The sequence below is a fragment of the Streptomyces sp. NPDC054883 genome, from assembly GCF_053610645.1.
Genome location: NZ_JBSGYT010000054.1, coordinates 12,508 through 26,715 on the forward strand (window position 1 = coordinate 12,508; position 14,208 = coordinate 26,715).

The 14,208-nt window shown below is 69.8% G+C and carries 14 protein-coding genes; 1 reads left to right on the top strand and 13 read right to left on the bottom strand.

What is annotated here, in order from left to right; genetic code table 11:
* Window positions 1-2: 2 nt before the first annotated feature.
* Genes nuoK through ACWGH1_RS29870 form a run of 11 tightly spaced genes read right to left on the bottom strand, consistent with a single transcriptional unit; the run spans window position 3 to window position 10,681 of the window.
* The gene (nuoK, locus tag ACWGH1_RS29820; protein ID WP_112449176.1) at window positions 3-302 is read right to left on the bottom strand and encodes an NADH-quinone oxidoreductase subunit NuoK; all 300 of its coding nucleotides are present in this window, start codon (window positions 300-302) and stop codon (window positions 3-5) included.
* Window positions 299-1,111, bottom strand: a complete 813-nt coding sequence (locus ACWGH1_RS29825; protein WP_453354434.1) for an NADH-quinone oxidoreductase subunit J — start codon at window positions 1,109-1,111, stop codon at window positions 299-301. Before ACWGH1_RS29825 ends, nuoK begins: the two co-directional genes overlap by 4 nt.
* The gene (nuoI, locus tag ACWGH1_RS29830) at window positions 1,108-1,725 is read right to left on the bottom strand and encodes an NADH-quinone oxidoreductase subunit NuoI (protein WP_453354435.1); all 618 of its coding nucleotides are present in this window, start codon (window positions 1,723-1,725) and stop codon (window positions 1,108-1,110) included. Before nuoI ends, ACWGH1_RS29825 begins: the two co-directional genes overlap by 4 nt.
* On the bottom strand, window positions 1,718-3,088 hold the full coding sequence (gene nuoH, locus ACWGH1_RS29835) for an NADH-quinone oxidoreductase subunit NuoH (RefSeq protein WP_453354436.1): 1,371 nt from the start codon (window positions 3,086-3,088) through the stop codon (window positions 1,718-1,720). The genes nuoI and nuoH overlap by 8 nt, the downstream gene beginning before the upstream one ends.
* The gene (locus tag ACWGH1_RS29840) at window positions 3,085-5,592 is read right to left on the bottom strand and encodes an NADH-quinone oxidoreductase subunit G (protein WP_453409172.1); all 2,508 of its coding nucleotides are present in this window, start codon (window positions 5,590-5,592) and stop codon (window positions 3,085-3,087) included. The genes nuoH and ACWGH1_RS29840 overlap by 4 nt, the downstream gene beginning before the upstream one ends.
* Entirely contained in the window at window positions 5,589-6,965 is a 1,377-nt protein-coding gene (nuoF, locus tag ACWGH1_RS29845) for an NADH-quinone oxidoreductase subunit NuoF (protein ID WP_453353343.1), read from the bottom strand. Before nuoF ends, ACWGH1_RS29840 begins: the two co-directional genes overlap by 4 nt.
* Complete coding sequence (gene nuoE, locus ACWGH1_RS29850) at window positions 6,965-7,702, bottom strand: NADH-quinone oxidoreductase subunit NuoE (protein ID WP_453353342.1); 738 nt, start codon at window positions 7,700-7,702, stop codon at window positions 6,965-6,967. Before nuoE ends, nuoF begins: the two co-directional genes overlap by 1 nt.
* Window positions 7,699-9,033 (bottom strand): NADH-quinone oxidoreductase subunit D, encoded by a 1,335-nt coding sequence (locus tag ACWGH1_RS29855; protein ID WP_453409173.1) that lies wholly within the window; start codon window positions 9,031-9,033, stop codon window positions 7,699-7,701. Before ACWGH1_RS29855 ends, nuoE begins: the two co-directional genes overlap by 4 nt.
* On the bottom strand, window positions 9,033-9,755 hold the full coding sequence (locus ACWGH1_RS29860) for an NADH-quinone oxidoreductase subunit C (RefSeq protein WP_453353340.1): 723 nt from the start codon (window positions 9,753-9,755) through the stop codon (window positions 9,033-9,035). The genes ACWGH1_RS29855 and ACWGH1_RS29860 overlap by 1 nt, the downstream gene beginning before the upstream one ends.
* The gene (locus ACWGH1_RS29865) at window positions 9,752-10,306 is read right to left on the bottom strand and encodes a NuoB/complex I 20 kDa subunit family protein (protein ID WP_007265818.1); all 555 of its coding nucleotides are present in this window, start codon (window positions 10,304-10,306) and stop codon (window positions 9,752-9,754) included. Before ACWGH1_RS29865 ends, ACWGH1_RS29860 begins: the two co-directional genes overlap by 4 nt.
* Window positions 10,307-10,321: 15 nt before the next feature.
* Complete coding sequence (locus ACWGH1_RS29870) at window positions 10,322-10,681, bottom strand: NADH-quinone oxidoreductase subunit A (protein WP_190182942.1); 360 nt, start codon at window positions 10,679-10,681, stop codon at window positions 10,322-10,324.
* 822 nt (window positions 10,682-11,503) lie between these two features.
* On the opposite strand from ACWGH1_RS29870, the gene ACWGH1_RS29875 reads away from it, so the two are divergent.
* Window positions 11,504-12,355: a C40 family peptidase gene (locus ACWGH1_RS29875; protein WP_453353339.1), complete on the top strand. Its 852-nt coding sequence runs from the start codon at window positions 11,504-11,506 to the stop codon at window positions 12,353-12,355.
* A 173-nt stretch (window positions 12,356-12,528) separates the two neighbouring features.
* Here the strand turns inward: ACWGH1_RS29875 and ACWGH1_RS29880 are convergent, their stop codons facing one another.
* Together ACWGH1_RS29880 and ACWGH1_RS29885 are read right to left on the bottom strand one after the other, a co-directional pair.
* Window positions 12,529-13,503, bottom strand: a complete 975-nt coding sequence (locus ACWGH1_RS29880; protein WP_453353338.1) for a hypothetical protein — start codon at window positions 13,501-13,503, stop codon at window positions 12,529-12,531.
* Window positions 13,504-13,526: 23 nt separating this feature from the next.
* Window positions 13,527-13,937: a hypothetical protein gene (locus ACWGH1_RS29885; protein ID WP_453353337.1), complete on the bottom strand. Its 411-nt coding sequence runs from the start codon at window positions 13,935-13,937 to the stop codon at window positions 13,527-13,529.
* Window positions 13,938-14,208: the final 271 nt, after the last annotated feature.

The following is a 14,208-nucleotide window of genomic DNA, read 5'->3' on the forward strand; positions in this document are numbered from 1 at the left end:
CCTTACAGCTTCATCAGGCTGGCGTCGTCGACCGAGGCCGAGTGGCGGGTACGGAACAGCGACACGATGATCGCGAGGCCCACCACGACCTCCGCGGCGGCGACGACCATCGTGAAGAACGCGATGATCTGACCGTCGAGGTTGCCGTGCATCCGGGAGAAGGTGACGAAGGCGAGGTTGCAGGCGTTGAGCATCAGCTCCACGCACATGAACAGCACGATCGCGTTCTTGCGGATGAGTACGCCGGCCGCTCCGATGGTGAACAGCAGGGCGGACAGGTACAGGTAGTTGACCGGGTTCACTTCGAGGCCTCCTCTCGGCCGAGGCGCTCCGCCGACTTATGCTCCAGCGCCTTCAGGTCGTTCAGCGCCTCGTCCGACACGTCACGGATCTGGCCGCGGGCCCGCAGCGTCTTGTTGACGGTGAGCTCGGACGGGGTGCCGTCCGGCAGCAGGCCGGCGATGTCCACCGCGTTGTGCCGGGCGTACACGCCGGGGGCGGGCAGCGGCGGGAGCTGGACGCCCTCGCGCACGCGCCGCTCGGCGAGTTCGCGCTGGGTGGCGGCCCGCTCGGTGCGCTCGCGGTGGGTCAGCACCATCGCGCCGACGGCCGCCGTGATCAGCAGGGCGCCGGTGATCTCGAAGGCGAAGATGTACCGGGTGAAGATCAGCTCGGCGAGTCCCTCGACGTGCCCGGCGGAATTGACCCGGCCCAGGCCGTTGAAGTGGGTGAGCTTGGCGTTGGCGATGCCGGCGATCAGCAGGACACCGAAGCCGAGCCCGCACAGGGCGGCCAGCCAGCGCTGTCCCTTGAGGGTTTCGGTGAGCGAGTCCGCCGCGGTGACGCCGACGAGCATGACCACGAAGAGGAACAGCATCATGATCGCGCCGGTGTAGACGATCACCTGGACGACGCCGAGGAAGTACGCCCCGTTGGCGAGGTAGAAGACCGCCAGGATGATCATCGTCCCGGCCAGGCACAGCGCACTGTGCACGGCCTTCTTCATCGTGATCGTGCACAGCGCGCCGATGACGGCGACCGTGCCGAGGACCCAGAACTGGACGGCCTCACCCGTGGAGGTGGCCGAGGCCGCCGCGGCGAGCGCGCTCATGCCTGCACCCCCTCGGGTGCGGCCGCGTCCTGCCCGGTGCCCTCGGGGGCCTCGCCCCTGGAGCGCGCGACCTGCCGGGCCGTCCCCGGAGCCGCGCCCGTCACCAGACCGCGGTAGTAGTCCTGGTCGTCAGTGCCCGGGTACATCTCGTGCGGCGCCTCGACCATGCCCTCGGTCAGGCCCACCAGCAGCTGTTCCTTGGTGTAGATCAGCGATTCACGGCTGGAGTCGGCCAGTTCGAACTCGTTCGTCATCGTCAGCGCCCGGGTGGGGCACGCCTCGACGCACAGCCCGCACAGGATGCAGCGGGCGTAGTTGATCTGGTAGACCGCGCCGTACCGCTCACCCGGGGAGTAGCGCTCCTCCTCGGCGTTGTCCGCGCCCTCCACGTAGATCGCGTCGGCCGGACAGGCCCAGGCACACAGCTCGCACCCGATGCACTTCTCCAGACCGTCGGGATGGCGGTTGAGCTGGTGCCGCCCGTGGAAGCGGGGCGCGGTGGTCTTGTGCTGCTCCGGGTACTGCTCGGTGAGGCGCTTCTTGAACATGGCCTTGAAGGTCACGCCGAAGCCGGCCACCGGGTTCTGCCACTTCTCGTTCTCGGCGTCAGACATTCTCACCACCCTCCTCTCGGTCACTGTCAGTATTCGCCCCGCCACTGACAATCAGCTCCCGCTGCCCGCGAGGCCGCCTGCGCGGTACGGGTGCCGGCCGCTGGCCGGGCTTGGGGGGTACGGGGAATCCGCCCGCCATCGGGTCGAACGGCTGGTCCGCCGCGCCCCCGCCGGCCGCGTCCCGGGCCTGTTCCTCCCGCTTGTTCCGGAACACGTCGGCGACGAAGGACAGCAGCAGTACGGCGATGACCGCGCCGCCGACGTAGAGCACGATCTGCTGGAAGTCGTAGTTCTCGTTGCGCAGCGCCCGGACGGTGGCGACCAGCATCAGCCAGACCACGGAGACGGGGATGAGGACCTTCCAGCCGAGCTTCATCAGCTGGTCGTAGCGCACGCGCGGCAGCGTGCCGCGCAGCCAGATGAAGAAGAACAGCAGCAGCTGGACCTTGATGACGAACCAGAGCATCGGCCACCAGCCGTGGTTCGCGCCCTCCCAGTACGTCGAGATCGGCGCGGGGGCCCGCCAGCCGCCGAGGAAGAGGGTGACCGAGACCGCCGAGACGGTGACCATGTTGACGTACTCCGCCAGCATGAACAGCGCGAACTTGATGGAGGAGTACTCGGTGTTGAAGCCGCCGACCAGGTCTCCCTCGGACTCCGGCATGTCGAAGGGGGCGCGGTTCGTCTCCCCGACCATCGTGATCACGTAGATGATGAAGGAGACCGGCAGCAGGACGATGTACCAGCGGTCCGCCTGCGCCTCCACGATCTTCGAGGTCGACATCGACCCGGAGTAGAGGAACACCGAGGCGAACGCCGCGCCCATCGCGATCTCGTACGAGATCATCTGCGCGCAGGAGCGCAAGCCGCCGAGCAGCGGGTACGTGGAGCCCGAGGACCAGCCGGCGAGGACGATGCCGTAGATCCCGACCGAAGCCACCGCGAGCACGTACAGCATCGCGATGGGCAGGTCCGTCAGCTGCATCGTGGTGCGCTGGCCGAAGATCGAGACCTCGTCGCCGGAGGGGCCGAAGGGGATCACCGCGATGGCCATGAAGGCGGGGATCGCCGCGATGACCGGAGCCAGGACGTACACGACCTTGTCGGCCCGCTTGACGATGACGTCTTCCTTGAGCATGAGCTTCACGCCGTCGGCGAGCGACTGGAGCATGCCCCAGGGGCCGTGCCGGTTGGGCCCGATGCGCAGCTGCATCCAGGCGACGACCTTGCGCTCCCAGACGATGGAGAAGAGCACGGTCACCATCAGGAACGCGAAGCAGAACACCGCCTTGACGACGACGAGCCACCAGACGTCCTTGCCGAAGAGGGACAGGTCCTCCGCGGCGAGCTGTACGGGGTTCACGCGTCCACCTCCGCTGTGCTGTCGCCGGCGCCGGCCGGGAGCGCCGGACCGATGCGTACGAGGGCGCCCGGCCGGGCGCCGGTGTCGGCGAGGACGCCGGAGCCGGTGGAGTTCAGCGGGAGCCAGACCACCCGGTCGGGCATCCGTGTGATCCGCAGCGGCAGTTCCGCGGTCCCGGCCGGGCCCGTGACCGCGAGGACGTCCCCGTCCTTGACGCCCGTCTCGGCGGCCGTGGCCGCCGACAGCCGGGCGCTCGCCTCGTGCCGGGTGCCGGCCAGGGCCGCGTCGCCGTCCTGCAGCCGGCCCTGGTCCAGCAGCAGCCGGTGGCCCGCGAGGACCGCCTCGCCCACGCCGGGCCGGGGCACGGGCGCGGTGTCCGCGCTCTGCTCGGCGGCGCGCTCCCCGGTCCACGGGCCGAGCCGGCCGAGTTCCCGCCGTACGGCGTGCACGTCGGGCAGCGCGATCGGCCGGTCCGTCGCGTCGGCCAGCATGTGCAGCACGCGGTGGTCGGCGGGGGCGAGCCGGCGGGTCATCTGGTCGGGCTTGAGCGCCGCCTCGAACGGCCGCACCCGCCCCTCCCAGTTGATGAACGCGCCGGCCTTCTCGGCCACGGCGGCGACGGGGAACACCACGTCGGCGTGGTCGGTGACCTCACCGGGCCGCAGCTCCAGCGAGACCACGAACGCCTCCTGGAGCGCGAGCCGGGCGCGGGCCGGGTCGGGCAGGTCGCTGATCTCGACGCCCGCGACGAGCAGCGCGGACAGCTCGCGCCCGGCGGCCGCCTCGATGATCTGGCCGGTGTCGCGGCCGTAGCGGTGCGGGAGTTCGTCCAGTCCCCAGGCGGCCGCGACCTCCTCACGGGCCCGCGGGTCGGTGGCCGGGCGGGCGCCGGGCAGCAGCGACGGCAGCGCGCCCGCCTCCACGGCGGCCCGCTCCCCGGCCCGGCGCGGGATCCACACCAGCTGCGCGCCGGTCGCGGCGGCCGCCCGTACGGCGGCGGTCAGCGCGCCCGGCACCCCGGCCAGGCGCTCCCCGACGACGATGACGGCGCCGGGCTCGCGCAGCGCTTCGGCGGCCTCGTGACCGCCCTGCTCCAGGCCGGTCCGCGAGGCCAGTGCGTTCAGCCAGTCGGGTTCGGTTCCCGGGGCGGCGGCCAGCAGGGTGCCGCCCGTCTTCTCCAGGCCGCGGGTGGCGAACGGGGCGAGGCCGAAGGTCCGCTGCTTGTGCTTGCGGTGGGCCTTGCGCAGCCGCAGGAAGACCCCGGGGGCCTCCTCCTCGGACTCGATGCCGGCCAGCAGCACGGCGGGCGCGGCCTCCAGGGAGGCGTACGTGACCCCGCCGCCCGACAGGTCCTTGCCGGTACCGGCCACGGTGGCGGCCAGGAACTCGGCCTCTTCCGCGCTGTGCACCCGCGCCCGGAAGTCGATGTCGTTGGTGTCCAGCACCACGCGGGCGAACTTGGCGTACGCGTAGGCGTCCTCGGCGGTGAGCCGGCCGCCCGTCAGCACCCCGGCCCGGCCGCGCGCGGCGGCCAGCCCGTTCGCGGCGGCCTCCAGCGCCTCGGGCCAGCTCGCCGGGGCGAGCACCCCGTCGGAGCCGCGCACCAGCGGGGTGGTGAGGCGGTCCGGGCGCTGCGCGTAGCGGAACGCGAAGCGGCCCTTGTCGCAGATCCACTCCTCGTTGACCTCGGGGTCGGCGGCGGCGAGGCGGCGCAGCACCTTCCCGCGCCGGTGGTCGGTCCGGGTCGCGCAGCCGCCCGCGCAGTGCTCGCACACGCTCGGGGAGGAGACGAGGTCGAAGGGGCGGGCGCGGAAGCGGTACTCGGCCGAGGTCAGCGCGCCGACCGGGCAGATCTGGATGGTGTTGCCGGAGAAGTACGACTCGAACGGGTCGCCCTCGCCGGTGCCGACCTGCTGGAGGGCGCCGCGCTCCAGCAGCTCGATCATCGGGTCGCCCGCGACCTGCGTGGAGAAGCGGGTGCAGCGCGCGCACAGCACGCAGCGCTCGCGGTCCAGCAGTACCTGGGTGGAGATCGCGACCGGCTTCTCGTACGTCCGCTTCTTGCCCTCGAAACGCGATTCGGCGTTTCCGTGCGTGAGGGCCTGGTTCTGCAGCGGGCACTCGCCGCCCTTGTCGCAGACCGGGCAGTCCAGCGGGTGGTTGATGAGCAGCAGCTCCATCACCCCGCGCTGGGACTTGTCGGCGACCTGCGACGTCAGCTGCGTCTTGACGACCATGCCGTCGGTGCAGGTGATGGTGCAGGAGGCCATCGGCTTGCGCTGGCCCTCCACCTCGACGATGCACTGGCGGCAGGCGCCGACGGGGTCGAGGAGCGGGTGGTCGCAGAACCGGGGGATCTCGATGCCGAGCTGTTCGGCGGCCCGGATGACCAGCGTCCCCTTGGGGACGGACAGTTCGATGCCGTCGATGGTCAGCGAGATCAGGTCCTCGGGCGGAACCGCCGCCCCGCCGCCGCCCGCCGGGGCGTTAGTGGTGACGGTCATGCGTTCACCTCCGTGTCAGCCCAGAGGGTCGACTTCTTGGGGTCGAAGGGGCAGCCCTTGCCCGTGATGTGCTGCTCGTACTCCTCGCGGAAGTACTTGAGCGAGGAGAAGATCGGGCTGGCGGCGCCGTCGCCGAGGGCGCAGAACGACTTGCCGTTGATGTTGTCGGCGATGTCGTTCAGCTTGTCGAGGTCGCTCATCACGCCCTTGCCGGCCTCGATGTCGCGCAGCAGCTGCACGAGCCAGTACGTGCCCTCGCGGCAGGGCGTGCACTTGCCGCAGGACTCGTGGGCGTAGAACTCGGTCCACCGGGTCACCGCGCGGACCACGCAGGTGGTCTCGTCGAAGCACTGGAGCGCCTTGGTGCCGAGCATCGAGCCGGCCGCGCCGACGCCCTCGTAGTCCAGCGGGACGTCCAGGTGTTCGTCGGTGAACATCGGGGTGGAGGAGCCGCCCGGGGTCCAGAACTTCAGCCGGTGCCCGGGGCGCATCCCGCCGCTCATGTCGAGCAGCTGGCGCAGGGTGATGCCGAGCGGGGCCTCGTACTGGCCGGGGCCGGCGACGTGCCCGGAGAGCGAGTACAGCGTGAAGCCGGGGGACTTCTCGGTCCCCATCGCCTTGAACCAGTCCTTGCCCTTGTTCAGGATCGCGGGAACCGAGGCGATGGACTCGACGTTATTGACGACAGTGGGGCACGCGTAGAGGCCCTCCACAGCGGGGAAGGGGGGACGCAGCCGGGGCTGACCGCGCCGGCCTTCGAGGGAGTCGAGCAGCGCCGTCTCCTCGCCGCAGATGTACGCGCCCGCTCCCGCGTGCACTGTGATGTCGAGGTTCAGCCCGCTCCCGAGGATGTTCTCCCCGAGGTATCCGGCCTCGTACGCCTCGCGCACCGCCTCGTGCAGGCGCCGCAGGACCGGCACGACCTCGCCGCGCAGGTAGATGAAGGCGTGCTCCGACCGGATCGCGTAGCAGGCGATGACCATTCCCTCGATGAGGGAGTGCGGATTGGCGAAGAGGAGGGGGATGTCCTTGCAGGTTCCCGGTTCCGACTCGTCCGCGTTCACGACGAGGTAGTGCGGCTTCCCGTCGCCCTGCGGGATGAACTGCCACTTCATCCCGGTGGGGAAGCCCGCGCCGCCGCGTCCGCGCAGACCGGAGTCCTTCACGTACGCGATGAGGTCGTCCGGCGTCATCGCGAGCGCCTTGCGCAGGCCCTCGTACCCCTCGTGGCGCCGGTAGGTCTCCAGCGTCCACGACTCCGGCTCGTCCCAGAACGCCGACAGGACGGGCGCGAGGAGCTTCTCGGGGCTGGTGCCTCCCCCGGGCTCAGGCCGGGAGCCGCCCCCGTTGCTCAGTTCGGATGACACGGACATCACTCCCCTCCCTCGGTGGTCGCTTCGCCGCGCGGGTGCACGATCGGGGTGTGCGGGGACTCGCCGCGGGCGATGCGCAGGCCGATCAGCGAGGCGGGTCCGGCGCCGCCGCCCGCCTCCACCGCGCCCTCGCGCTCGTCCGGGAACCCGGCCAGGATCCGGGCGGTCTCCTTGTACGTGCACAGCGGCGCGCCCCGCGTCGGCACGACCTGCCGGCCGGCCAGCAGGTCGTCCACCAGCGCCTTCGCGGACTCGGGGGTCTGGTTGTCGAAGAACTCCCAGTTGACCATCACCACGGGCGCGTAGTCGCAGGCCGCGTTGCACTCGATGTGTTCGAGGGTGACCTTGCCGTCCGGGGTGGTCTCGTTGTTCCCGACGCCCAGGTGCTCCTTGAGCTCGTCGAAGATGGCGTCGCCGCCCATCACCGCGCACAGGGTGTTCGTACAGACGCCCACCTGGTAGTCGCCGGACGGCTTGCGCCGGTACATCGTGTAGAAGGTGGCGACGGCCGTCACCTCGGCGGTGGTCAGGCCCAGCGTCTCGGCGCAGAACCGCATGCCGGTGCGCGTGACGTGGCCCTCCTCCGCCTGCACCAGGTGCAGCAGCGGCAGCAGCGCGGAGCGGCTGTCGGGGTAGCGGGCGATGATCCGGGCGGCGTCGGCCGCCAGCCTCTCGCGGACCTCCGCGGGGTAGTCGGGGGCCGGGAGCTGGGGCATGCCCAACGACACGTCTGTCATCGGTCGACGCCTCCCATCACGGGGTCGATGGAGGCGACGGCGACGATGACGTCGGCGACCTGGCCGCCCTCGCACATCGCCGCCATGGCCTGGAGGTTGGTGAAGGACGGGTCGCGGAAGTGGACCCGGTAGGGACGGGTGCCGCCGTCGGAGACGACGTGCACGCCGAGTTCGCCCTTGGGCGACTCGACGGCCGTGTACGCCTGCCCGGCGGGGACGCGGAAGCCCTCGGTCACCAGCTTGAAGTGGTGGATGAGGGCCTCCATCGAGGTGCCCATGATGGTGCGGATGTGGTCGAGCGAGTTGCCGAGGCCGTCGGGGCCCATCGCGAGCTGCGCCGGCCAGGCGATCTTCTTGTCGGCGACCATCACCGGGCCCGGCTCCAGCCGCTCCAGGCACTGCTCGACGATCCGCAGCGACTGGCGCATCTCCTCCAGGCGGATCAGGAACCGCCCGTAGGAGTCGCAGCTCTCGGCGGTCGGCACGTCGAACTCGTAGTCCTCGTAGCCGCAGTACGGGTCCGACTTGCGCAGGTCGTGGGGCAGACCGGCGGCCCGCAGGATCGGGCCGGTGGCGCCCAGGGCCATGCAGCCGGTCAGGTCGAGGTAGCCGACGTCCTGCATGCGGGCCTTGAAGATGGGGTTGCCGGTGGCGAGCTTGTCGTACTCCGGCAGGTTCTTCCTCATGGTCTTCACGAAGTCGCGCAGCTGGTCGACGGCGCCCGGGGGCAGGTCCTGGGCGAGGCCGCCGGGGCGGATGAACGCGTGGTTCATGCGCAGGCCGGTGATCAGCTCGAAGATGTCGAGGATCAGCTCGCGGTCGCGGAAGCCGTAGATCATGATCGTGGTCGCGCCCAGCTCCATGCCGCCGGTGGCGATGCACACCAGGTGGGAGGAGAGCCGGTTGAGCTCCATCAGCAGGACGCGGATGACGGTGGCACGGTCCGGGACCTGGTCGGTGATGCCGAGAAGCTTCTCGACGCCGAGGCAGTACGCCGTCTCGTTGAAGAACGGCGTCAGGTAGTCCATGCGCGTCACGAAGGTGGTGCCCTGCGTCCAGTTCCGGAATTCGAGGTTCTTCTCGATGCCGGTGTGCAGGTACCCGATGCCGCAGCGGGCCTCGGTGACCGTCTCGCCGTCGATCTCCAGGATGAGCCGGAGCACGCCGTGGGTCGACGGGTGCTGCGGGCCCATGTTGACGACGATCCGCTCGTCGTCCGCGCGGGCCGCCGACTGGACGACCTCGTCCCAGTCGCCGCCGGTGACGGTGTAGACGGTGCCCTCGGTGGTCTCGCGGGCGGACGCGGGCTGCGATGTGTTCGGCGTGTTCATCAGCTGTACGACCTCCGCTGGTCGGGAGCCGGGATCTGGGCGCCCTTGTACTCGACGGGGATGCCGCCGAGCGGGTAGTCCTTGCGCTGCGGGAACCCCTGCCAGTCGTCCGGCATCATGATCCGCGTGAGGGCGGGGTGCCCGTCGAAGACCAGGCCGAAGAAGTCGTACGTCTCGCGCTCGTGCCAGTCGTTGGTCGGGTAGACGGAGACGAGCGACGGGACGTGCGGGTCGCTGTCGGGGACCGAGACCTCCAGGCGCAGGACCCGGCCGTGGGTGATCGACCGCAGGTGGTAGACCGCGTGCAGCTCGCGTCCCTTGTCGTGCGGGAAGTGCACGCCGGAGACCCCGGTGCACAGCTCGAAGCGCAGCGCCGGGTCGTCGCGCAGGGTGGAGGCCACCCGGACGAGGTGCTCGCGGGCGATGTGGAAGGTCAGCTCGCCCCGGTCGACCACCGTCTTCTCGATGGCGTTCTCGGGGACCAGCTCCTGTTCCTCCAGGGCGCCTTCGAGCTCGTCTGCGACCTCGTCGAAGTACGAGCCGTAGGGGCGGCTCGTCGCCCCGGGCAGCGCGACGGTGCGCACCAGGCCGCCGTAGCCGGTGGTGTCGCCGCCGTTGTTCGCGCCGAACATGCCCTTGCGGACGCCGATCACCTCGGGGCCGGCCGAGCCCCGGGGTGCGGGCACGTTGTTGCCGTTGTCCACGGCGGGGTCGTCGCTCACCGCAGGAGCCCCTTCATCTCGATGGTGGGGAGGGCCTTGAGGGCCGCCTCCTCCGCCTCGCGCGCCGCCTCTTCCCGGTTCACGCCGAGCTTCGAGCCCTGGATCTTCTGGTGGAGCTTGAGGATCGCGTCCATCAGCATCTCGGGGCGGGGCGGGCAGCCGGGCAGGTAGATGTCCACGGGCACGATGTGGTCGACGCCCTGGACGATCGCGTAGTTGTTGAACATGCCGCCCGAGGAGGCGCAGACGCCCATGGAGATGACCCACTTCGGGGCGGGCATCTGGTCGTACACCTGCCGCAGCACCGGCGCCATCTTCTGACTGACCCGGCCGGCCACGATCATCAGGTCGGCCTGGCGCGGGGAGCCGCGGAAGACCTCCATGCCGAAGCGGGCGAGGTCGTAGCGGCCCGCTCCGGTGGTCATCATCTCGATGGCGCAGCAGGCCAGACCGAAGGTGGCCGGGAAGACGGATGACTTGCGCACCCAGCCCGCGGCCTGTTCGACGGTGGTCAGCAGGAAGCCGCTCGGCAGCTTCTCTTCCAGTCCCATGGAAAATTCAGCCCCTCAGTCCCATTCCAGGCCGCCGCGGCGCCAGACGTAGGCGTAGGCGACGAAGACGGTGAGCACGAAGAGCAGCATCTCGACGAGCCCGAAGATCCCCAGGGAGTCGAAGGTGACGGCCCAGGGGTAGAGGAAGACGATCTCGATGTCGAAGACGATGAAGAGCATCGCCGTCAGGTAGTACTTGATCGGGAAGCGGCCGCCGCCGGCCGGCATCGGAGTGGGCTCGATGCCGCACTCGTAAGCTTCGAGCTTCGCCCGGTTGTACCGTTTTGGGCCGATCAGCGTGGCCATGACCACGGAGAAGATCGCAAACCCTGCGCCCAGGGCGCCGAGCACGAGGATGGGTGCGTACGCATTCACGCTCCTCGCTCCTTCCAGTCGTCCTTGACCGTTGGACCGCTGTGCCGGCGCCAAGAGCCCCGCCTCGCGAAGATCTTGTTCATGTGAGGCAGTTCACAAGCCGGACTGCTGCGCATCCTATGCCTGTCGATCTGTGATCTGCGACACGGGATGCAACAACGAGTTTGTGATCTCCACCACCCGACGAACGATCATGAAGTCCGATGAGCGGTGATCTTCATACGCAAGGCAGCCACATGGTTACCAAAGGTGACATCCACCCCTGTTACCGCAGGTCGGAGCAGGGTTGCACTATCAAATGATGGCCATTGCAGGCAAATTTGGCCAGTGGGCGGCCGCGGTGATAAAGGAATCCGCGTCGCCCGCCCGGGGGAGACGCCGCGGACCGGAGTGGACGCGAGGGGCGTTCGGGGTTCCGGCGAGGCGTACACGCGGCGTGCACGGGCGGATACCCGGCGAAACGGGTAAAGATCACCGGGGCCCGCCGGCTGTGCACCCGTTCACGAACCGCACGGGAACCTCACAGCCCGGTCACGGACCGGCCACAGCGCCCGCACAGCGGTAGGCGACTGTGACCTGCGCCACTCGGAATCGGAGCCGCCGAAAGGGGGCTTGGCCATCTGTCGGGCGGGATGGTAGGCGCGGTTCAATTCGGACTTATTAGAGAAACCCCATGATCACAGGCTTGTGAGGGCGTGTCCGATTCGCCCGTTACGGCGTCAATATGCCTCGCGACGCGCCCGGTTAAGCCGCTTCTCGCGCAACTGTGGCGCACACCACGTTTCTTGAAGCCAACCGCTGCGCCCTGATAGCGGTTGTCCCATGTCCCACACCGCTCACATACCCAGCCACCGGAAGCCCCGCCGCAGCACCTCGAAGCTCGCGGTCCGCGCCGGAGTTGCCGGTGGCGTCCTCAGCACCCTCGCCATGGCCGGCACCGCGAGCGCGTCCCCGTCCGCCGAGCCCGTGGCCGAGACGACGCTCGAAATGCCGGTCCTGAGCCTGGACCTGACCGCCGACGTCGCCTCCGCGGTCACCACCGCAGCAGAGAACACCCGGGTGGCAGCCGTCGAGGCGGCCGTCACCGGCGAGCTGAACGCCCAGGAGGAGAGCGCCCGCAGCGGCGCCGCCGCCGAGGCCAAGCAGGCCAAGGAAGAGGCCCAGCAGAAGGCCGAGAAGAAGGCGAAGGAGGAGGCGGACCGCAAGGCCGAGGCCGAGCGCGCCACCCGCAGCTCCTCCCGCTCGACCCTGCAGACCGCCTCCGCGTCCGCCGGCACCTCCGCCGACGACGGCGAGGGCACGGTCACCGCACCGGCCACCGGCTCCGCCTCCGCCATCCTCAACTTCGCCCGCAAGCAGGTCGGCAAGGCCTACGTCATGGGCGGCACCGGCCCGTCCTCGTACGACTGCTCCGGCCTCGTGCAGGCCGCCTACCGCCAGGCCGGCATCTCCCTGCCGCGCATGTCCCAGGACCAGTCCGCCGAGGGCACCTCGGTGTCGCTGAGCAACCTCCAGCCGGGCGACATCCTGTACTGGGGCTCCCGCGGCAACGCGTACCACGTCGCCCTGTACGTCGGCGGCGGCAAGTTCATCGGCGCGCAGAACCCCAGCACGGGCATCGTCGAGCGCAGCCTGAGCTACGACATGCCGACCGGCGCCGTCCGCGTGCTCTGACCGGCCCACGAGGGATCCCGCAGGCCTCCTGAGCCGCTCTCAGGGGCCTCCGCGGGCCCTCCGTGGCGTCCCGCGCCCTACGGAAAGGGCCGGTACTCCCCCGCTCGGGGGTGGAGTACCGGCCCTTCCGCATACCGTTGTCCGCTTTCGTCCGGACTCCCGCCGAGGGTGCGTCAGACGAGCGAGGCCGCGAGCTTGAAACGGGCGTCGCGCTGCCGCTTGTACAGCGCGAGCGTCTCGGCGTGCTCCTCGACGAGTCGCTCCTGGTACGCCTTCTCGACCGCGGCCCAGATCCCGACGAGGTTCACCTGGCGCTTGCAGGCGACGTCCGCTTTGGCCGCGGCGACGGCCTTGGCTCCTCCCAAGTCGCTCTCCAGGCCGAGCTTCTCCACCACCTCGTACGGGGTTTTGATCCCGGTGTAGCCGGACTTGTCCATGCAGGCGGACCACTTGCGCAGGACGTCGGCGACCCGCGAGTCCCCCTTGGACCGGTCGTGCGCCTCGCCTGCCAAGCCGAAGGCGAAGAGGAGGTCCACACTGTCCTTGGTCGGCGCGTACAGCTTGCGGTACCCCTCCCGTCCGCATCCCCCGGCGGGCACCTTCTGCCCGCCGACTTCGATGCCGCTGTCCACCCGGGCGGCGTCCTCCTCGTTGAGCGCGTCGGGGGGCGGTTGTGCGCCCTGCCCGCCGCCGCCCGGCGGTTCACCGTGCAGGACGGTGTACGCGCTGTCGCTCAGCCTCGGGGCGGCCGGCTTGGCCGGCCTCCCCTCCCCCGAGGTCTTGTCGTACCCGTGGGCCGCCGCACGTGCCGGGTCGGCCAGGCCGAACAGATAGGCGTGCCGGTCCTGCGCCGCCCCGGCCGGGGCGTGCTCGACCGCGGTCACGCCGTCGTACGTGAACCCGAACCGGGTCATGCACCGGGCGACGAGGCTCTCCTGCACCCGGCCCATCCGCAGGGCGTCCGCCTCGGTGTCCGTATACGCGTCCATCGGCAGGGACAGCGATGACGTGGGCGGGTTCACGGCGACGGCGCCCGACTCGGGCTCTCCGGCCCCGCTCCCCCCGCCGGAATCCGAACAGCCCGCCAGGAGGACGGCCGCCAGCAGTACCGCCGGAACGGGAAGCCGGCGGAAACCGGCGATGCGCATCTCGGTCGGCTCCTTCACCCCGCTCAGGCGTGGAGGGTGTAGGTGGACGAGCTGATCGTGTTCTTGAAGGTGGTGGAGGCATTGCCCTGGTAGTTCGAGGGGACCTCACCGACATTGCCGTCCATGTAGGCGTCGGTCGCCACCTTCCACGCGTAGACGTCCCGGTTCTTGTAGGACTCGGTGTTGTCGTTCACCAGGGACGTGCCGCCGGTGCAACCGCTCTTGAAGTAGTTGTCGTTGAAGTTCAGGTCCTCGCCGTATAGGTCGAAGACACAACCCGCCTGGTACTGGTTGTAGAAAAGACCGAACTCGTTGACTTCGAGAATGCCGTCCTTCCCGTACGCGGCGGACGGACCCGCCGCGGCCAGCAGGACCGCGGCCGTCGAAACGGCGGCGACGCAGCCCGTCGCCAGGTTGCGGAATACCTTCTCCATCGTGTGCTCCTCGTCCTCGGGATAAAAAAGTCACCCAGCGGGAGAACCGTGATCACGGTTCACTTCCGGCGGGGAGTCAACAGGCGGGAAGGCCTTCCGGCAAAGCCCCTTCTCACCTGATGGACAGTCACCTCATGTTCCCGGAAGGTAACTTGTGGCCGACGATCTGCACTCCTTACTATCCATCGACGTGCCTCCGCGCCCTTTGCCGCGGACGCGCCGCAGCCCACTTCTACGGCCCTAGGGAATCGCCGTCGTGCACGCACGCCAT

Excerpts from the sequence above, each read along its gene's own strand:
- ACWGH1_RS29840 (WP_453409172.1), bottom strand. The coding sequence starts at position 5,592 with ATGACCGTCACCACTAACGCCCCGGCGGGCGGCGGCGGGGCGGCGGTT.
- nuoI (WP_453354435.1), bottom strand. The coding sequence starts at position 1,725 with ATGTCTGACGCCGAGAACGAGAAGTGGCAGAACCCGGTGGCCGGCTTC.
- ACWGH1_RS29825 (WP_453354434.1), bottom strand. The coding sequence starts at position 1,111 with ATGAGCGCGCTCGCCGCGGCGGCCTCGGCCACCTCCACGGGTGAGGCC.
- ACWGH1_RS29885 (WP_453353337.1), bottom strand. The coding sequence starts at position 13,937 with ATGGAGAAGGTATTCCGCAACCTGGCGACGGGCTGCGTCGCCGCCGTT.
- nuoF (WP_453353343.1), bottom strand. The coding sequence starts at position 6,965 with ATGTCCGTGTCATCCGAACTGAGCAACGGGGGCGGCTCCCGGCCTGAG.
- nuoE (WP_453353342.1), bottom strand. The coding sequence starts at position 7,702 with ATGACAGACGTGTCGTTGGGCATGCCCCAGCTCCCGGCCCCCGACTAC.
- ACWGH1_RS29855 (WP_453409173.1), bottom strand. The coding sequence starts at position 9,033 with ATGAACACGCCGAACACATCGCAGCCCGCGTCCGCCCGCGAGACCACC.
- ACWGH1_RS29865 (WP_007265818.1), bottom strand. The coding sequence starts at position 10,306 with ATGGGACTGGAAGAGAAGCTGCCGAGCGGCTTCCTGCTGACCACCGTC.
- ACWGH1_RS29880 (WP_453353338.1), bottom strand. The coding sequence starts at position 13,503 with ATGCGCATCGCCGGTTTCCGCCGGCTTCCCGTTCCGGCGGTACTGCTG.
- ACWGH1_RS29875 (WP_453353339.1), top strand. The coding sequence starts at position 11,504 with ATGTCCCACACCGCTCACATACCCAGCCACCGGAAGCCCCGCCGCAGC.